The 17,332-nt window shown below is 70.7% G+C and carries 17 protein-coding genes; 13 read left to right on the top strand and 4 right to left on the bottom strand.

The window, feature by feature from the left end:
- Positions 1 to 309 precede the first annotated feature (309 nt).
- The 7 genes from AB0F03_RS29410 (at position 310) to AB0F03_RS29380 (ending at position 9,324) form a co-directional block, all read left to right on the top strand.
- A complete protein-coding gene (locus AB0F03_RS29410; protein ID WP_361997259.1) occupies positions 310 to 1,308 on the top strand; it encodes an ABC transporter permease in 999 nt (332 codons plus the stop codon).
- A 35-nt stretch (positions 1,309 to 1,343) separates the two neighbouring features.
- Positions 1,344 to 3,116 carry an ABC transporter substrate-binding protein gene (locus AB0F03_RS29405; RefSeq protein WP_361997257.1) on the top strand — a complete coding sequence of 591 codons (1,773 nt, stop codon included), beginning with the start codon at positions 1,344 to 1,346 and terminating at the stop codon, positions 3,114 to 3,116.
- Positions 3,117 to 3,188: 72 nt separating this feature from the next.
- Complete coding sequence (locus AB0F03_RS29400) at positions 3,189 to 4,196, top strand: ABC transporter permease (protein ID WP_361997255.1); 1,008 nt, start codon at positions 3,189 to 3,191, stop codon at positions 4,194 to 4,196.
- A complete protein-coding gene (locus AB0F03_RS29395; protein WP_361997253.1) occupies positions 4,193 to 5,287 on the top strand; it encodes an ABC transporter ATP-binding protein in 1,095 nt (364 codons plus the stop codon). The genes AB0F03_RS29400 and AB0F03_RS29395 overlap by 4 nt, the downstream gene beginning before the upstream one ends.
- Positions 5,224 to 7,125, top strand: a complete 1,902-nt coding sequence (locus tag AB0F03_RS29390; RefSeq protein ID WP_361997251.1) for a dipeptide ABC transporter ATP-binding protein — start codon at positions 5,224 to 5,226, stop codon at positions 7,123 to 7,125. The genes AB0F03_RS29395 and AB0F03_RS29390 overlap by 64 nt, the downstream gene beginning before the upstream one ends.
- A gap of 100 nt (positions 7,126 to 7,225) precedes the next feature.
- A complete protein-coding gene (locus AB0F03_RS29385; protein ID WP_361997249.1) occupies positions 7,226 to 8,617 on the top strand; it encodes a M1 family metallopeptidase in 1,392 nt (463 codons plus the stop codon).
- A gap of 47 nt (positions 8,618 to 8,664) precedes the next feature.
- Complete coding sequence (locus tag AB0F03_RS29380; protein ID WP_361997247.1) at positions 8,665 to 9,324, top strand: trimeric intracellular cation channel family protein; 660 nt, start codon at positions 8,665 to 8,667, stop codon at positions 9,322 to 9,324.
- Here the strand turns inward: AB0F03_RS29380 and AB0F03_RS29375 are convergent.
- Positions 9,233 to 10,480 carry an alpha/beta hydrolase-fold protein gene (locus AB0F03_RS29375; RefSeq protein ID WP_361997245.1) on the bottom strand — a complete coding sequence of 416 codons (1,248 nt, stop codon included), beginning with the start codon at positions 10,478 to 10,480 and terminating at the stop codon, positions 9,233 to 9,235. The two genes, AB0F03_RS29380 and AB0F03_RS29375, sit on opposite strands and share 92 nt — an antisense overlap.
- Positions 10,481 to 10,653: 173 nt before the next feature.
- On the opposite strand from AB0F03_RS29375, the gene AB0F03_RS29370 reads away from it, so the two are divergent.
- Entirely contained in the window at positions 10,654 to 11,514 is an 861-nt protein-coding gene (locus AB0F03_RS29370) for a thioesterase family protein (RefSeq protein ID WP_361997243.1), read from the top strand.
- 118 nt (positions 11,515 to 11,632) lie between these two features.
- On the opposite strand, the gene AB0F03_RS29365 is transcribed toward AB0F03_RS29370, so the two are convergent.
- Positions 11,633 to 12,259, bottom strand: a complete 627-nt coding sequence (locus tag AB0F03_RS29365) for a TetR family transcriptional regulator (RefSeq protein ID WP_361997242.1) — start codon at positions 12,257 to 12,259, stop codon at positions 11,633 to 11,635.
- 158 nt (positions 12,260 to 12,417) lie between these two features.
- Between AB0F03_RS29365 and AB0F03_RS29360 the strand changes: the two genes are divergently transcribed.
- The 3 genes from AB0F03_RS29360 (at position 12,418) to AB0F03_RS29350 (ending at position 14,211) form a co-directional block, all read left to right on the top strand.
- A complete protein-coding gene (locus tag AB0F03_RS29360) occupies positions 12,418 to 12,585 on the top strand; it encodes a hypothetical protein (protein WP_361997240.1) in 168 nt (55 codons plus the stop codon).
- A gap of 113 nt (positions 12,586 to 12,698) precedes the next feature.
- On the top strand, positions 12,699 to 12,977 hold the full coding sequence (locus tag AB0F03_RS29355) for a DUF4190 domain-containing protein (protein ID WP_361997238.1): 279 nt from the start codon (positions 12,699 to 12,701) through the stop codon (positions 12,975 to 12,977).
- 64 nt (positions 12,978 to 13,041) lie between these two features.
- Positions 13,042 to 14,211 (top strand): cysteine desulfurase family protein, encoded by a 1,170-nt coding sequence (locus tag AB0F03_RS29350; RefSeq protein WP_361997236.1) that lies wholly within the window; start codon positions 13,042 to 13,044, stop codon positions 14,209 to 14,211.
- A gap of 224 nt (positions 14,212 to 14,435) precedes the next feature.
- Here the strand turns inward: AB0F03_RS29350 and AB0F03_RS29345 are convergent, their stop codons facing one another.
- Positions 14,436 to 15,104 (bottom strand): N-acetylmuramoyl-L-alanine amidase, encoded by a 669-nt coding sequence (locus tag AB0F03_RS29345; protein WP_361997234.1) that lies wholly within the window; start codon positions 15,102 to 15,104, stop codon positions 14,436 to 14,438.
- 102 nt (positions 15,105 to 15,206) lie between these two features.
- Here AB0F03_RS29345 and mnmA point away from each other — a divergent pair, with 102 nt between their 5' ends.
- On the top strand, positions 15,207 to 16,334 hold the full coding sequence (gene mnmA / locus AB0F03_RS29340) for a tRNA 2-thiouridine(34) synthase MnmA (protein ID WP_361997232.1): 1,128 nt from the start codon (positions 15,207 to 15,209) through the stop codon (positions 16,332 to 16,334).
- 64 nt (positions 16,335 to 16,398) lie between these two features.
- On the opposite strand, the gene AB0F03_RS29335 is transcribed toward mnmA, so the two are convergent.
- Positions 16,399 to 16,722: a DUF427 domain-containing protein gene (locus AB0F03_RS29335; RefSeq protein ID WP_361997230.1), complete on the bottom strand. Its 324-nt coding sequence runs from the start codon at positions 16,720 to 16,722 to the stop codon at positions 16,399 to 16,401.
- 65 nt (positions 16,723 to 16,787) lie between these two features.
- Here AB0F03_RS29335 and AB0F03_RS29330 point away from each other — a divergent pair, with 65 nt between their 5' ends.
- The gene (locus AB0F03_RS29330; protein WP_361997228.1) at positions 16,788 to 17,318 is read left to right on the top strand and encodes a TIGR00730 family Rossman fold protein; all 531 of its coding nucleotides are present in this window, start codon (positions 16,788 to 16,790) and stop codon (positions 17,316 to 17,318) included.
- Positions 17,319 to 17,332 lie beyond the last annotated feature (14 nt).

Here is a 17,332-nt window from a genome sequence, read left to right as displayed (position 1 = left end):
TGTCCGCGTGAGCGGGCCTCTTCTGCGCGCGTAGACATCGCCAGTACGTCCCGTTCCGGGTGAATGTGCCGTTCTGCCCCAACTGACCCGCGTCCGGGAGTCGTTACCCACTGTTCGGATAACGGAATCCCCTGCACTGCATCACGGTTGCGCATACTTTCACCGCCAACTCTGGCGGGTGATCACGACGACGCTGAAGACTCGCGACTCAGACGCGAGGCCGAGGCCTCGTGCTCGATGGCAAGTCGACAAAGCCGCAATCCGCGGCAGGCGCAGGCCGGTCACCACCGGCGAGAGGGGTCGCTCACCGTGACCGCACCGATCGAGACCACCGGAGCGGCAGCCGAGGCACAGCCGGAGGCTGTGCTGGAGGGTGTCGGAAAGGGGCAGATCGAGGGTCGTTCCCTGGGCCAGATCGCCTGGACCCGGTTCAAGAAGGACAAGGTCGCCGTCGCGGGCGCCGTCATCGTGGTCCTGCTGATCCTCGTCGCGATTCTCTCGCGCCCCCTCCAGGCCGTGTTCGGGCTCGACCCCAACGCCTTCCACCAAGACCTGATCACCCCCGACACCTCGCTGCCCAAGGGTAGTTGGGGCGGCATGAGCCTGGATCACCCGCTCGGTGTGGACCCGAAGTTCGGCCGTGACATCGCCACCCGCGTCCTGGAGGGCTCCTGGGTGTCGCTGGTGGTCGCCTTCGGCGCCACCGTCCTGTCGAACGTGATCGGCGCGGTCCTCGGTGTCGTGGCGGGCTACTACGGCGGGCGGGTCGACTCGATCATCAGCCGGCTGATGGACACCTTCCTCGCCTTCCCCCTCCTGCTCTTCGCGATCGCCATCTCCGCCACCCTCCAGGGCGGCGCCTTCGGTCTCAACGGGCTGCCGCTCCACCTGAGCGTGCTCATCTTCGTCATCGGCTTCTTCAACTGGCCCTACCTGGGCCGGATCGTGCGCGGCCAGACGCTGGCCCTGCGGGAGCGCGAGTTCGTGGACGCCTCCCGCGGCATGGGCGCCAAGGCCCCGTACATCCTGTTCCGCGAGCTGATGCCCAACCTGGTCGGCCCGATCATCGTCTACTCGACGCTGCTGATCCCGACCAACATCCTCTTCGAGGCGTCCCTGAGCTTCCTCGGCGTCGGCATCCAGCCCCCGCAGGCGTCCTGGGGCGGCATGCTCCGTGAGGCGGTCACCTACTACCAGGTCGACCCCCAGTTCATGATCGTCCCCGGACTCGCCATCTTCGTCACCGTCCTCGCGTTCAACCTGCTCGGCGACGGTCTCCGCGATGCTCTCGATCCGCGCAGCCGCTGACGCCTGCTGCGAAGAGCCCGAAAATTTTGTCAACAATGGAGGGGAAAGCGCCCATCATGCGAAGGTCAGCGCTGGCCGCGATCGCGGCCATCGGCTCCGCCAGCCTGCTTCTTGCGGGTTGCAGCAAGGCCGATGACAACAAGAACGACAACGGCACCAAGTCGGCCGGGGCCAACGCCGCGACCAAGGGCGTCGTCAACGCGTCCGACAAGAAGGGCGGCACGCTCACCTACGAGCTGTCCGACGTGCCGGACTCCTTCGACCCCGGCAACACGTACTACGCGTACATGTACAACCTCAGCCGGCTGTACGCCCGCCCGCTGATGACCTTCCAGCCGGGCGCCGGCCAGAAGGGCAACACCCTCGTCCCGGACCTCGCGGCGAGCAAGGGTGTGCCGAGCGACGGCGGCAAGACCTGGACGTACAAGCTGCGTGCGGGCCTGAAGTACGAGGACGGCTCGCCGATCACCTCGAAGGACGTCAAGTACGCCGTCGAGCGCTCCAACTTCGCGCGTGACGTGCTCTCCCTCGGCCCGAACTACTTCCAGCAGTTCATGGCCGGCGGCGACAAGTACAAGGGCCCGTACAAGGACAAGAGCGCCAAGGGCCTGTCCTCCATCCAGACGCCGGACGACACCACCATCGTCTTCCACCTGAAGCAGGCCTTCCAGGAGTTCGACTACCTGGTCGCCGCCCCGCAGACGGCCCCGGTGCCGCAGGCGAAGGACACGGGCGTCGACTACATCAAGCACATCGTCTCCTCGGGCTCGTACAAGTTCCAGAGCTACCAGGACGGCCGGCAGGCCGTGCTGGTGCGCAACCCGAACTGGGACCCGAAGACGGACCCGCTGCGCAAGCAGCTGCCGGACAAGATCGTCGTCAAGCTGAAGGTCAACGCGGAGACGATCGACCAGGACGTCCTCGCCGGCGACGCGATCGACCTGGCCGGCACCGGTGTCCAGGCCTCCACCCAGGCCAAGGTCCTCACCGACGCCGACAAGAAGGCCAACACGGACAACACCTACGGTGGCCGTCTCGTGTACCTGGCGATCAACACCAAGGTCGCGCCGTTCGACAAGCCCGAGTGCCGCAAGGCCGTGCAGTACGCGATCGACAAGGTCTCGGTGCAGACCGCCGAGGGCGGCCCGATCCGCGGTGACGTCGCCTCCACCGTGCTGCCGCCGGACATCCCGGGCTACGAGAAGTCGGACGTCTACGCCAGCCAGGGCAACAAGGGTGACGCCGCCAAGGCCAAGCAGCAGCTGAAGGCCTGCGGCAAGTCGTCGATCACGACGAACATCGCCGCGCGTTCCGACCGTCAGCCGGAGATCGACGCCGCGACGGCGATCATCGCCTCGCTGAAGAAGGTCGGCATCAACGCCTCCCTGAAGCAGTACCCGTCGGGCAAGTACTTCACCGACTACGTGGGTGTGCCGAAGTTCTCGGAGAAGCAGAACCTCGGTCTGATCATGATGCAGTGGGGTGCCGACTGGCCCTCCGGCTACGGCTTCCTCCAGCAGATCCTGAACGGCAAGGCGATCAGCCAGTCGGGCAACACGAACCTGTCGCAGTACAACGACAAGTCCGTCAACGAGCTGCTGGGCAAGGCGATCGGCACGCAGGACCTCAACCAGCGCAACAGCGTCTACACGCAGATCGACAAGAAGACCATGGACGACGCCGTCCTGGTCCCGCTGACCTACTTCAAGGTCCTGCTGGGCCGCCCGCAGAACTACACCAACCTGGTTTCCACGGCGGCCTTCAGCGGTCAGTACGACTACCTCAACATCGGCGTCGCGTCGAAGTAGCAGCCCCGGAAGGCAGGTGAAGGCATTGGTGCCCGCGGGCTTCGCGGCCCGCGGGCACCAGCGCCGGTCCCCGTGATCTCGTACATCCTCCGCCGGACGTTCGCGGCAGTGATCCTGCTGCTGGTCGTCTCCGCGGTCACCTTCGCCATCTTCTTCCTGCTGCCACGGCTCGTCGGCCAGACAGCGGACCAGCTGGCGCAGCAGTACATCGGCAAGAGCCCGTCGCCGGCGGACATCGCCGCCGTCAAGCACAACCTCGGTCTGGACCAGCCTGTCTACGTCCAGTACTGGCACTTCATCAAGGGGATCGTGGCCGGCGCCTCCTACGACCTCGGCCCCACCACGGTGCACTGCGACGCGCCCTGCTTCGGTTACTCCTTCAAGAACCACCAGGCGGTCTGGCCGGAGCTCACCTCACGCCTTCCGATCACCCTCTCGCTGGCCGCGGGTGCCGCCGTACTGTGGCTGGTGTCCGGTGTGGTGGCCGGTGTCGTCTCCGCGCTGAAGCCGCGCTCGGTCCTCGACCGGGGCTTCATGGGCATCGCGCTCGCCGGCGTCTCGCTGCCCATGTTCTTCACCGGCAACCTGGCGATCCTGCTCTTCGAGTACCAGTGGCCGATCTTCGGCAAGAGCTACGTCCCGTTCACCGACAACCCCTCGCAGTGGGCCAACACCCTCTTCCCCGCGTGGTGTTCGCTCGCCCTGCTGTACTCCGCCATCTACGCGCGGCTCACCCGCTCGGGCATGCTGGAGACGATGAACGAGGACTTTATCCGCACGGCCCGCGCCAAGGGCCTGCGCGAGCGCAACGTCGTCGTCCGGCACGGACTGCGCGCCGCTCTCACCCCGATCATCACGGTCTTCGGCATGGACATCGGTCTGCTGCTCGGCGGCGCCGTGATCACCGAGAGCGTCTTCTCGCTGCCCGGCATCGGCCAGTACGCGGTGCAGGGCATCACGGACAACGACCTGCCCAAGATCCTCGGCGTGACCCTGCTCGCCGCCTTCTTCGTCGTGATCGCAAATCTCCTGGTGGACGTGCTGTACGCCGCCGCCGACCCGCGGGTGAGGCTCTCGTGACCGAACTCTCCAAGACCGGCGCCGCCGTGGGCGAGCCCACGACCGCCGGCAAGGCGCCCGAAGCCTTCCTCGAGGTCCGCGACCTCAAGGTGCACTTCCCGACCGACGACGGCCTGGTCAAGTCCGTCGACGGGCTCAGCTTCTCGCTGGAGAAGGGGCAGACCCTCGCCATCGTGGGCGAGTCCGGCTCCGGCAAGTCGGTCACCTCGCTGGCCGTCATGGGCCTGCACCGGCTCGGCGCGCGCGGCAAGAACGTGCAGATGTCCGGTGAGATCTGGCTGGACGGCAAGGAACTGGTCTCCGCCGCCCCGGACGAGGTGCGCAAGCTCCGCGGCCGGGAGATGGCGATGATCTTCCAGGACCCGCTGTCCGCGATGCACCCGTACTACAAGGTCGGCGACCAGATCGTCGAGGCCTACCGGGTGCACCACGACGTCAGCAAGAAGGTCGCCCGCAAGCGCGCGATCGAGATGCTCGACCGCGTCGGCATCCCCGAGCCCGCCAAGCGCGTCGACGGCTACCCGCACGAGTTCTCCGGCGGTATGCGCCAGCGCGCCATGATCGCCATGGCGCTGGTGAACAACCCCGAGCTGCTCATCGCGGACGAGCCGACCACCGCCCTCGACGTGACCGTCCAGGCGCAGATCCTGGACCTGATCCGTGACCTCCAGAAGGAGTTCGGCTCCGCGGTCATCATGATCACCCACGACCTGGGTGTGGTCGCCGAGATCGCCGACGACGTCCTCGTGATGTACGGCGGCCGGTGCATCGAGCGCGGTCCCGCCGACGAGGTCTTCGAGCAGCCGCAGCACCCCTACACCTGGGGCCTGCTCGGCTCGATGCCCCGCATCGACCGCGCGACCTCCGAACGGCTCATACCGGTCAAGGGTCAGCCGCCGAGCCTCATCAACATCCCCTCGGGCTGCGCCTTCCACCCGCGCTGCCCGTACGCGGACATCCCCAAGGGGAACGTCACCCGCACGGTGCGCCCCGAGCTGGAACAGGTGGACGCCGGGCACTGGTCCGCATGCCACCTGTCGGCCGAGGACCGCCAGCGGATCTGGACCGAAGAGATTGCGCCGAAGCTGTGAGTGAGACCAAGAAGACGGACGAGGCCGAGGCCGTGATCCCGCAGCAGGCGACGGCCCCCGAGGACCGTGACGTGCTGCTCAGGGTCGAGGGGCTGACCAAGCACTTCCCGATCAAGAAGGGCATCCTCCAGCGTCAGGTCGGCGCGGTGAAGGCCGTCGACGGCATCGACTTCGAGGTGCGCAAGGGCGAGACCCTCGGCGTGGTCGGCGAGTCGGGCTGCGGCAAGTCGACCATGGGCCGGGTCATCACCCGGCTCCAGGACCCGACCGGCGGGAAGATCACCTTCGAGGGCCGGGACATCACGCGGCTGGGCGCCGGGCAGATGCGCCCGCTGCGCCGCGACATCCAGATGATCTTCCAGGACCCGTACGGCTCCCTGAACCCCCGGCACACCATCGGCTCCATCGTCTCCGCGCCCTTCCGGTTGCAGGGCGTGGAGCCCGAGGGCGGGGTGAAGAAGGAGGTCCAGCGGCTCCTCGAACTGGTCGGCCTCAGCCCCGAGCACTACAACCGCTACCCGCACGAGTTCTCCGGCGGTCAGCGCCAGCGCATCGGCATCGCCCGCGCGCTCGCCCTGAAGCCGAAGCTGGTGGTGGCCGACGAGCCGGTCTCCGCCCTGGACGTGTCGATCCAGGCGCAGGTCGTCAACCTCATGGACGACCTCCAGCAGGAACTCGGTCTCACCTATGTGATCATCGCCCACGACCTCTCCGTGGTCCGGCACGTCTCGGACCGCATCGCGGTGATGTACCTCGGCAAGATCGTCGAACTCGCCGACCGCAACTCGCTGTACGAGGCGCCGATGCACCCGTACACCAAGGCGCTGATGTCGGCGGTGCCGGTCCCGGACCCCAAGCGCCGGGGCCAGAAGACCGAGCGCATCCTGCTCCGCGGTGACGTCCCGTCGCCGATCGCCCCGCCCTCCGGCTGCCGGTTCCACACCCGCTGCTGGAAGGCGACGCAGATCTGCAAGACGACCGAGCCGCAGCTCGTGGAGCTGAGGCCGGGTCAGCGGGTCGCCTGCCACCACCCGGAGAACTTCGCCGACCAGGCACCGCAGGACACGGTCCTGCTGTCGTCGGCGGTGGCCTCCGCCGGTGCGGCGGGCAAGGAGCCGGTGTCCGAGGTGGCCGCCGGGAAGACGGCGGCGCCGGAGACGGCCGAGGCGACGGAGACGGCGGAGACCGCCGCGGCACCGGAAGCGGTGGCCGCGTCCGAGGCGGCCACAACCGCCGGCGCGCACACCGGTCCGGGCGCGAAGACGTCGACCACGACGCCGTCGGCGCCGGAAAAGGTCGCCGCGGAAGAGGCTTCGTCCGAGGAGCCGGCGACGGAGAAGACCTCGGCTGAGGTGCCGGCTGCGGAGAAGGCCTCGGCTGAGGAGCCGGTGACCGAGGCGCCGGCTGCGGAGAAGGCTTCGGCTGAGGAGCCGGTGACCGAGGAGCCCTCGGCCGAGGTGCCTGGCGTCGAGGAGCCCTCGGCGGAGAAGGTCACGGCGGAGAAGCCCTCGGCCACCGAGCCGGTGGCCGAGACGGCTCCGTCCGAGGAGCCGGTGGCTGAAATGACCTCGGTCGAGAAGCCTGCGGTCGAGAAGCCCGCTGCCGAACAGCCCGTAGCGGACAAGCCCGCAGTCACGAAGCCCGTGGCGGACAAGCCCGCGGTCACGAAGCCCGTGGCGGACAAGCCCGTGATCAAAAAGCGCGCTGCCAGGAAGCCCGTGGCCGGCAAGCCCGCTGCTACGAAGCCCGTTGCCGGGAAGCCCGTGGCGGAGAAGCCCGCTGCCGAAGCGGGCGAGGCCGGTGCCGGTGGCGGCTCCGCGGAGGTTTCCGACGAGTAGCACATGACGACTGGGCAAAGTCATGAACATGCCCGAACGGGAGAGCGCAGAGTCGTCCGTGTCAGGCCACTGACCGGCACATGCTCGAAAGGGACGACTCATGGCACTCTCCCGTTCGGCACGTCTGGGGGCCCTCGCCACCGCGGCGGCCTCCTTCCTCGTCATCGCCGCCTCGGCCGCCCCCACCCAGGGCGCCCCCGGCATCGGTGACTCCTACTTCCCCCGGCTCGGCAACGGCGGCTTCGACGCCAGCCATTACGACCTCGACGTCGCCTACGCCCCCGGCACCGGCCGCCTCGACGGCCGTACGACCCTCACCGCCCGCGCCACCCGCACCCTGTCCTCCTTCGACCTCGACCTCCAGCAGCTGGAGATCACGCGGATCGAGGTCGACGGCAGACGGGCCGAGTTCACGCGCGACGGCGACGAGGTCACCGTCACCCCGCGGCACAGCCTGCGCGAGGGAAGGGACTTCCGGGTCACCGTCACCTACGGCGGCGTACCGCAGTCCCTCGGCGGGCCCATCGTCTTCGGCTCCCGGTACGGCTGGATGAAGACGGACGACGGCGTCTTCGTCGCCTGTGAGCCCAACGCCGCCTCCACCTGGTTCCCGTCCAGCGACCACCCCTCCGACAAGGCCACCTACGACATCCGGATCAAGGCGCCCGAGGGCCTGACGGCCGTCTCCAACGGCCGGCTGGTGTCGACGTACGACAGGGGCGGTTCGACGTACACCCACTGGCGGGAGTCGAGGCCCATGGCGACCTACCTCGCCACCGCCACCATCGGCAAGTTCGACGTGCGCACCGGGCGGACCCCCGGCGGCATCCCGGTCTACGTCGCCGTCGACCCCGTGCTGAAGAACGGCAACAGCGTCGACGTGTACGCCGTCACGTCCGCCGTGACCGACTACTGGTCGCAGGTCTTCGGGCCGTACCCCTTCGAGGAGACCGGCGCGATCGTGGACGACATGCCCGAGGCGGGGTTCTCGCTGGAGGTGCAGAGCAAGCCCGCCTACTCGGCCGTGCGCAGCGAGACGACCATCGTGCACGAGCTGGCCCACCAGTGGTTCGGCGACTCGGTGAGCGTGGCGCGGTGGAAGGACATCTGGCTCAACGAGGGGTTCGCCACCTACGCCCAGTGGCTGTGGGCGGAGCACCAGGGCACCCGCACCGCCCACGACTCCTTCCTCGCCGCCTACGGCGCCCGCCCCGCCGACTCCGCCTTCTGGCAGATCGAGGTGGCCGACCCGCAGCGGGACACGATGTTCGCCTCCGCCGTCTACCAGCGCGGCGCGATGGCGCTCCAGGCCCTGCGCGAGCGGATCGGCGACACCGCCTTCTTCCGGCTGCTGCCCGCCTGGACGGCACTGCACCGGTACGGCAACGCGGACACCGCCGGATTCGTCCGCCTCGCCGAGCGGATCAGCGGACAGCAGCTGGACGACCTGTTCGACACCTGGCTGTTCACCACAGGGAAACCCGCCCTGTGATCCTGGCTTTGTAAGGTTGCAGCTCGCCGACGGGTGAGAATGTCAGGGTGCAGCTCCAGCAACTCTTCAGTCCCTCCGTCCAGCACACGCTCGATGTGATCGGCATCTTCGTGTTCGCGATCTCCGGCGCCCTGCTGGCCGTCCGGAAGAACTTCGATGTCTTCGGGATCGCCGTCCTCGCCGAGGTCACGGCGCTGGGCGGGGGGATGATCCGTGACCTGGTCATCGGGGCCGTGCCCCCGGCCGCCTTCACGGACCTCGGGTACTTCCTGACGCCCCTGCTCGCCACGCTCGTCGTCTTCTTCCTGCACCCGCACGTCGAGCGCATCCAGTCCGCGGTGCTCGTCTTCGACGCGGCCGGCCTCGGCCTGTTCTGCGTCAGCGGTACGACGAAGGCGTACAGCTACGGCCTGGGCCTGACCGCGTCGGCCACGCTGGGCCTGGCCACGGCCGTCGGCGGCGGTGTGCTGCGGGACGTGCTGGCCAATGAGGTGCCCTCGCTGCTGCGCTGGGACCGCGACCTGTACGCGGTCCCGGCGATCGTCGGCGCCGGCATGGTCGTGCTGTGCATCCGCTACGGCGCTCTCACCCCGTTCACCAGCGGACTCGCGGTCGTCACGGCCTTCGTGCTGCGTCTGCTCGCGATGCGCTTCCACTGGCGAGCGCCGCGTGCGTGGAACCGCCGTTCGACGGTGACCGAGGAGTAGAACCGGCGAGGGAACCGTCCTGCCCGCCGGCGCGGTTCTGGCCCATCTGGAGGGTCAGCCAGCGGAAGGACGCGGGGACCTGCGGCCGCCACAGCGCCATCGTGTGACCGCCCGCGCTGCGCGGCAGGAACACCACGTGCACGGTGGTCGGCGCCTTGGCGGCGGACGCCAGGGCCTCGCCCGCCTGGTAGCCGTCGCCTGACTCGCCGGAGAGGTACAGCGCGACGGGAGGCGGTGCGGCAGCCCTCCTGAGCAGCAGGTAGGGGTTGTTCGCGGCCCGCAGTGCGGGGGTCTGGGCGGCGAGGGAACTGCGTTCGCCGATCGGGTCGTTGTAGCCGGACATGCTCACCGCGGCCCGGTACCGGCCGGGGTGGGCCACCGCCAGCTTCACCGCGCAGTGCGCGCCCGCCGAGTACCCGGCCACCGCCCAGCCCCGGGGCGCGGGCTGGGCCCGGAAGTTGTCCGTGACCATCTTCGGCACGTCGACGCTGAGCCAGCTGTCGGCGTTGACCTGGCCCGGGACGTTGGCGCAGCCGGTGTCCACGCCGGCCAGCAGGTTGGTGCGCGGGGCGACCAGGATGAACGGCGCCACCTGGCCGCTCCGCATCAGCGGCAGCAGCTGCTCATGGGTCCGCATCGACCCGAACCAGGCCTTGGCGGACCCGGGGTAGCCCGGCAGCAGCTCGACCACCGGGAACCGTTTGTGGCGGTAGGCGGGGTCGTGGTACTGCGGCGGCAGCCAGACGTACACCTCGGCGTTCACACCGGAGACCCGGCCGCGGAGCTGGGTGACACGTACACCGCCGGCCGCGCGCATGCCGGGTCCGTCGGCAGGCCGGAAGGTCTGCCTGACCCGGGGCAGCCGTTTCACGGCGATGCCGCCGGTGCCGTCCCGGCCGAGGTCGGCTGCCTCCTGGACGTGGTTGCCGGTGCCGAGCAGGTCCGCCCAGTTGTCGTACAGGTTGTTCTGGTTGTTGACCAGTACGAAGACCAGGGTGACGGCCGTACCCTGGGCGAACAGCAGCATGAGGATCCGGGCCACGGCCCGCAGAGGCCGGGGCCCGCGCATCCGCGACCACAGGACGAGCGGCAGTATGACGGCGACCACCGACAGCACGAGGGTGGTGTAGAGGAACGGAGTCCCGGTGAGGCTCATGTCCCCATAGAGGGGAATCACGGGCCGGGGGTTGTGGACGTGTCCGGACACTTACCGAGAAATTGCCGGAAGCTCACCCGGAGGCCGGAACTCTTACCTTGAGGCCGGGGCGCGTGAGGCGGCCGCCCCACGGAAAGCTACCGCTTAGTAATTTGTTGTTGTACCGTTTCCCCATGCCAGAAGCGACTTCCGCCCCGGCCAGGCGCGCCGTGATCGGCGACAGCGAGTTCGACCGCGACACCGCGGTCACCCGGCGCGAGCCCGGCGTCTACGACGCCGACCTCTCGGCCGGCTGGACCATCATCAACGCCGTCAACGGCGGCTATCTGCTGGCCGTACTCGGCCGGGCCCTCGCGGACACCCTCCCGCATCCGGACCCGTTCACCATCACCGCGCACTACCTGACCGCCTCGCAGCCCGGCCCGGCGGTCATCCGCACGGGAACCGTCCGCACCGGCCGCACCCTCTCCACCGGCCAGGCCTCCCTCTTCCAGTACGACGACGCGGGCAACGAGGTCGAACGCATCCGCGTCCTGGCCTCCTACGGCGACCTCGCCACCCTCCCCGACGACGTGCGCACGACGGCCACCCCGCCCGCGATCCCGCCGCTGGAGCGGTGCTTCGGCCCGGACGACGCGCCGGCGCCCGTCCCCGGCAGCTCCGCGATCGCCGACCGCCTGATGCTCAAGCTGGACCCCGACACCCTCGGCTGGGCACTCGGCGCGCCCTCCGGCAGGGGTGAGATGCGCGCCTGGTTCGGCCTGGCCGACGGCCGCGACGCCGACCCGCTGTCGCTGCTCCTCGCGGTGGACGCCCTCCCGCCCACCGCCTTCGAGATCGGCCTGCGGGGCTGGGTCCCCACGGTGGAACTCACCGTCCACGTCCGCCACCGTCCGGCCCCCGGCCCGCTGCGGGTGGCGATCACCACCCGCAATCTGGCCGGCGGCTTCCTGGAGGAGGACGCCGAGGTCTGGGACAGCGAGGACCGTCTGGTCGCCCAGTCCCGTCAGCTGGCCCGCGTCAGGCTCGGCTGAGCGGCGCGGAACCGGGGTGGGGGGCGGCTCCCGGGCCGCCCCTCACCCGTATGCGCCGGGAAGGGCCGGACGCCGGGTGCGCGGGGCGGGATCGAGGGGGCCGTACCCGCCGGGCGGCTCAGTCGAGCCAGTGGCCGCGGCCGATGGTGATGAGCCGCAGCTGGTGGGTGGCCAGCTGGGTCACCCGCTCGCGCTCCTCCTCCGGAGCCTCCAGCGCCTCCAGGAACAGGGAGGCGGTGATGAGCATCTGGTCGACGTAGAGGTGCGCGAGCATCAGCAGGTCGTCGTCGCTCCAGCCCGCCGCCTCGGGGTCCCCGGCCAGCTCGGCCTTCACCTCCTCGGCGAACCGCAGCAGCTGGCCCCGGATGGCCTCGCGCACCGGCTGCACCCCGCCGTGCCGTTCCCGGGCGATGAAGCGGACGTGCGCCGGGAACGCCGCGACGTGACGGGCGATCAGCTCGACGGCGCGCGTGATGCGTTCCTCGCTGTCGCCCGTCGTGGACACCGTCGTCCGCACCATCGGATGCAGGCTCCCCAGCGCCTCGTCGACCAGGGCCACACCGAGGTCGGCGGTCGAGCGGAAGTGCCGGTAGAAGGCGGTCGGCGCGACGCCGACGGCCCGGGTGACCTCGCGCAGGCCCAGGCTGCTCAGGCTCTGCTCCTCCAGCAGCGAGAGCGCCGCGTCGAGGAACGCCTGCCGGGTCTTCTGCTTCTGGGCCTGCCGGATGCCGAGGGTGTGACTCATGTCATCCAGTTAACAACTGTTCTCCGGAATTGGAAAGCCGTCGGAGGCGTTAGGCTCGAAGTCAGTGAACAACTGTTACTACAACTGTTCACCCAAACTTCACACCGGCCGAACGCACCGGCCGCACACGAGGTATTCCTGAGGGGGGATCCGATCCCATGCTGTTCCTCGTCGCCGCTCTCATGCTGTTCGGTGTCGTGCTGGGCACCGTGGCCCACGCGCCGCTGACCGTCACCGCCGCCCTGGCCGCCGTCATCGTCGTCTGGCTCGCCGTCTTCGCGCTCCGCGAGCGCCACGGCCGCCGCCGGCAGCCCTCGGCCAACTGACCGGCCGCAAGGACACCGGGACCGCGAACAGGCCCCGGAACCGGCAGGACCGCCGGAGCCACGCAGACACCAGGACCGCCAGGAACCGCCAGGACCATCAGGAGCTGACACCCATGCACCTCACCGCACCGGCCGTGCCCCGCACCGACACCCGTCCGCGCATGCGCGACGCCGACGGCATGGCCGTGGCGTCCTTCATCCTCGGCCTCCTCGGCCTGCTCGTCCTCAACCTCTTCCTCGGGCCGGTCGCCGTCGTCCTCGCCGCGGTCGCCCTGTGGCGCGGCACGGGCCGCCGGGGCCGCGCCTGGCTGGGCCTGGCCCTCGGCGTCGCCGACCTCGCCGTCCTGGTGGCGGCCATGGAGATGTCCGGCACGGTCTCCTGGAGCCTGTGAGGCGCCGGACGCCGCCCGGCGCGGCCGGAGCCGGTTGTGGGGGCCACGTAGAATCGGCGTCACCATGGCATACCTCGACCACGCCGCCACGACCCCGATGCTCCCGGAGGCGGCAGAGGCACTGACCGCCCAGCTGAGCATCACCGGCAACGCGTCCGCCCTGCACGCCTCCGGGCGCCGGGCCCGCCGCACGGTCGAGGAATCCCGGGAGGCCCTGGCGGAAGCGCTGGGCGCCCGCCCCAGCGAGGTCGTCCTCACGTCCGGCGGCACCGAGGCCGACAACCTGGCCGTCAAGGGCCTTTACTGGTCGCGCCGCGCCGCCGACCCGGCCCGCACCCGGGTCCTGGCCAGCCCGGTCGAGCACCACGCCGTGCTGGACGCCGTGCACTGGCTCGGCGAGCACGAGGGCGCGACGGTCGAGTACCTTCCGGTCGACCCCCACGGCCGCGTCCACCCCGACGTCCTGCGCGAGGCCATCGCCCGCAACCCCGACGACGTCGCCCTGGTCACCGTGATGTGGGCCAACAACGAGATCGGCACCCTCATGCCGGTCCGCGAACTCGCGGACATCGCCGCCGAGTTCGGCGTTCCGCTGCATGCCGACGCGGTCCAGGCCTTCGGCCAGGTCCCGGTCGCCTTCGAGGCCTCCGGCCTCGCCGCGATGACGGTCTCCGGCCACAAGATCGGCGGTCCGTACGGCATCGGCGCCCTGATCCTCGGCCGCGAGCACACCCCCGTGCCCGTCCTGCACGGCGGTGGCCAGGAACGCCACGTCCGCTCCGGCACGCTCGACGTCCCGGCCGTCGCCTCCTTCGCCGTGGCCGGCCGGCTCGCCGCCGGGCGGCAGGAGCGGTTCGCCCGCGAGATCGGCGCCCTGCGCGACCAGCTGGTCGACGCCGTCCTCACGGCCGTACCGGACGCGCTCCTCGGCGGCGACCCCGCCCCCGGGGGCCGCCTGCCGGCCAACGCGCACTTCACCTTCCCCGGCTGCGAGGGCGACTCCCTGCTGCTCCTGCTGGACGCCCAGGGCATCGAGTGCTCCACCGGCTCCGCCTGCACCGCCGGCGTCGCCCAGCCCAGTCACGTCCTCCTCGCCACCGGCACCGACCCCGACCTGGCCCGCGGCACCCTGCGCTTCTCCCTCGGCCACACCTCCACGCGGGCCGACGTCGAGGCGGTGGCCGAGGCGATCGGCCCGGCGGTGGAACGGGCCCGCGCGGCGGGACTCACCTAGGGCCTCTCGTTCGGATCATGCCGGGCTCGCGGGGTCCGGCACCGCTCCTCCGCTCCCGGCTTCGCCCGAGCGGGAGGTGCCCCCACTGCCGCGTCGTCGGTTTCCATGGCTCCGCCGTGGCGCCCTCCTCCGCCTTGCGACGCACGGCACCGGACCCCGCTCCCTGATCCGGCCTGATCCGAACGAAAGACTTGAGCCCCACGAGCCCGCCCGGTCCCGAAGGCTCACCCGGCTGCCGGGGCTCCCGGGTGTGCGGCGCGGACCAGCCGCAGATAGCGCTCCCAGTCCCAGAACCGGCCCGGGTCCGTGTGGTCCGTGCCCGGCACCTCCGCGTGGCCCACGACGTGCTCACGGTCGGCGGGTATGCCGTAGCGCCGGCATATCGCCGCCGTCAGCCGTGCCGAGGCCGTGTACAGGGCGTCCGTGAAGGACGAGGCGTCCTCCACGAAGCCCTCGTGCTCGATGCCGACGCTGCGCTCGTTGTACTCGCGGTTGCCCGCGTGGAAGGCGACGTCCAGCTCCCGGACCAGCTGGGTGACCCGCCCGTCCCGGCGCACGACGTAGTGCGCCGCCGCCCCGTGCGCCGGGTCCTGGAAGACCTTCACCGCCGACGCGTAGCCGCCCTGGGTGACATGGACGACCACCCGGTCCACCGGATAGTCGTCCGGCCGGTCCGCCCGCCGGTAGTTCGCCGGGGAGGCCGCCACCCAGCGCGCGCCCCGGAAGTCCACCGCACCCGCCACCCGGGACCGCTCCACCCCGGGCAGCCGCCACCACAGCCGCGCCAGCTCGTCCCGGGCCAGCACGGCCGTGCCCACCGCCGCCGCGGCCCCGCCGGCCAGCAGGGCCCGCCGCCCCAGCCGCCGGTCCGTGTCGCCCGTCCCCGCAGCCATGGTCACCCCCTCGTCGTGCCCCGGTCGTCCCCTCGTCGCCCCTGCCGTCTCAACGGCTGCCCGGCCCATCCGGTTCCCGCGTCCCCGTACCCTGGAAGGGCTATGACTGACACCCCGCAGCGCACCCGCCCCCTCCGCGTCCTCGCCGCCATGTCCGGCGGGGTCGACTCCGCCGTCGCCGCCGCGCGCGCCGCGGAAGCCGGCCACGACGTCACCGGCGTCCACCTCGCGCTCTCCGCGAACCCGCAGTCCTTCCGTACCGGCGCGCGGGGCTGTTGCACCATCGAGGACTCGCGCGACGCCCGGCGCGCCGCCGACGTCATCGGTATCCCGTTCTACGTCTGGGACCTCGCCGACCGCTTCCGCGAGGACGTCGTCGAGGACTTCGTCGCCGAGTACGAGGCCGGCCGCACCCCGAACCCGTGCCTGCGCTGCAACGAGAAGATCAAGTTCGCCGCGCTCCTGGACAAGGCACTGGCCCTCGGCTTCGACGCCGTCTGCACCGGCCACTACGCCAAGGTGATCGTGCGCGAGGACGGCTCCCGCGAACTGCACCGCGCCTCCGACATGGCGAAGGACCAGTCGTACGTGCTGGGCGTGCTGGACGAGAAGCAGCTCGCCCACGCGCTGTTCCCGCTCGGCGACACGGTCACCACCAAGGAGGAGATCCGCGCGGAGGCCGAGCGCCGGGGTCTGGCCGTCGCCAAGAAGCCCGACTCGCACGACATCTGCTTCATCGCCGACGGCGACACGCAGGGCTTCCTGGCCGGCCGGCTCGGCAGGGCCGAGGGCGACATCGTGGACGAGTCCGGCACCCGGCTGGGCACGCACGAGGGCGCGTACGGCTTCACCATCGGCCAGCGCAAGGGGCTCAGGATCGGCACCCCGGCCGCCGACGGCAAGCCCCGCTACGTCCTGGACATCTCCCCGGTCACCAACACCGTCACGGTCGGCCCGGCCGAGGCCCTGGACGTCACCGCCCTCACCGCGATCAGGCCCCGCTGGTGCGGCGCCGCGCCCACCGCCGCCGGCACCTACACTGCCCAGCTGCGCGCCCACGGCGGCGAGACCGAGGTGACCGCCGAGCCGGCCGGCGGCGAGCTGCGGGTCACCTTCAGCGAGCCGGTCCGCGGGGTCGCCCCCGGCCAGGCGATCGTGCTGTACGACGGCACGCGCGTGGTGGGCTCGGCGACGATCGCGGCCACCACGCGCGCGGCGGCGGCGGTCTGAGCCCGCCCACCGCGTCCGTCCCCGGCCGTGCGGGCCGCCCCCGCACGGCCCCGGCTCCGGCCGGTCAGGACACCTCGGCGTCGTAGAAGCAGTAGTGGTCCTTGATCTCGGCGACCCCCGGCTTCGGGTCCGGGTACCCCCAGACGAGGTCGGGCGCGTCCGGCAGGGACCAGTACGACGCCGTGCCCTTGAAGGGGCAGACGGTGTGCGTGTCGGAGGGAGCCAGCAGGTCCAGGCGCACGTCCTCGGCGGGGACGTAGTACCGCACCGGACAGCCCGTCTCCCGCAGCTCCAGCGAGCGGTCGGACTCCGCGAGCACCAGGCCGTCGCGCTCCACGCGCACGTGCCGCCCGCTCTTCTCGATCGTGATCGTGTGTCCTCGGGTCATACCGGGTCAGCACCGCGCAGGCCGCGCTTCTTCCCGCCCGGGCCGGTCACCGTACGGTAGGAGCCATGAACATCTGCGTCTTCCTGTCCGCCGCCGACCTCGACGAGCGGTACACCGGCCCCGCGCGCGAGTTCGCCGAACTGATCGGCAAGGCGGGCCACACCCTGGTCTGGGGCGGCTCGGACGTCGGCCTGATGAAGGTGGTCGCCGACGGTGTGCAGGAGGCGGGAGGCAGGCTGCTGGGCGTCTCCGTGGAGTTCCTGGCGAACAGGGCACGGCCCGGCGCCGACGAGATGGTCATCGCCGCCGACCTCGCCGAGCGCAAGAAGCTGCTGCTGGAGAAGGCCGACGCCGTGGTGATCATGGTGGGCGGCACCGGCACGCTCGACGAGGCCACCGAGATCCTGGAGCTGAAGAAGCACGGCCGCACCGAGAAGCCGGTCGTGCTGCTGAACACCGCGGGCTTCTACGACGGGCTTCAGCAGCAGTTCCTCCGCATGGAGGCCGAGGGCTTCCTGCCCCGCCCGCTGTCCGAGCTGGTCTTCTTCGCCGAGGAGCCCGCCGCGGCGCTCGCATACCTTCAGTCCGCGACATGATCGGCTGCCGCCGC

Source organism: Streptomyces sp. NPDC028722, assembly GCF_040637655.1.
Classification (GTDB): domain Bacteria; phylum Actinomycetota; class Actinomycetes; order Streptomycetales; family Streptomycetaceae; genus Streptomyces.
Note: the sequence above shows the minus strand (reverse complement) of the source record. Positions and strands in the feature narration are given on the sequence as shown.

Excerpts from the sequence above, each read along its gene's own strand:
- AB0F03_RS29405 (WP_361997257.1), top strand. The coding sequence starts at position 1,344 with ATGGAGGGGAAAGCGCCCATCATGCGAAGGTCAGCGCTGGCCGCGATC.
- AB0F03_RS29390 (WP_361997251.1), top strand. The coding sequence starts at position 5,224 with ATGCCACCTGTCGGCCGAGGACCGCCAGCGGATCTGGACCGAAGAGAT.
- AB0F03_RS29385 (WP_361997249.1), top strand. The coding sequence starts at position 7,226 with ATGGCACTCTCCCGTTCGGCACGTCTGGGGGCCCTCGCCACCGCGGCG.
- AB0F03_RS29375 (WP_361997245.1), bottom strand. The coding sequence starts at position 10,480 with ATGAGCCTCACCGGGACTCCGTTCCTCTACACCACCCTCGTGCTGTCG.
- AB0F03_RS29370 (WP_361997243.1), top strand. The coding sequence starts at position 10,654 with ATGCCAGAAGCGACTTCCGCCCCGGCCAGGCGCGCCGTGATCGGCGAC.
- AB0F03_RS29365 (WP_361997242.1), bottom strand. The coding sequence starts at position 12,259 with ATGAGTCACACCCTCGGCATCCGGCAGGCCCAGAAGCAGAAGACCCGG.
- AB0F03_RS29360 (WP_361997240.1), top strand. The coding sequence starts at position 12,418 with ATGCTGTTCCTCGTCGCCGCTCTCATGCTGTTCGGTGTCGTGCTGGGC.
- AB0F03_RS29355 (WP_361997238.1), top strand. The coding sequence starts at position 12,699 with ATGCACCTCACCGCACCGGCCGTGCCCCGCACCGACACCCGTCCGCGC.
- AB0F03_RS29350 (WP_361997236.1), top strand. The coding sequence starts at position 13,042 with ATGGCATACCTCGACCACGCCGCCACGACCCCGATGCTCCCGGAGGCG.
- AB0F03_RS29345 (WP_361997234.1), bottom strand. The coding sequence starts at position 15,104 with ATGGCTGCGGGGACGGGCGACACGGACCGGCGGCTGGGGCGGCGGGCC.
- mnmA (WP_361997232.1), top strand. The coding sequence starts at position 15,207 with ATGACTGACACCCCGCAGCGCACCCGCCCCCTCCGCGTCCTCGCCGCC.
- AB0F03_RS29335 (WP_361997230.1), bottom strand. The coding sequence starts at position 16,722 with ATGACCCGAGGACACACGATCACGATCGAGAAGAGCGGGCGGCACGTG.
- AB0F03_RS29330 (WP_361997228.1), top strand. The coding sequence starts at position 16,788 with ATGAACATCTGCGTCTTCCTGTCCGCCGCCGACCTCGACGAGCGGTAC.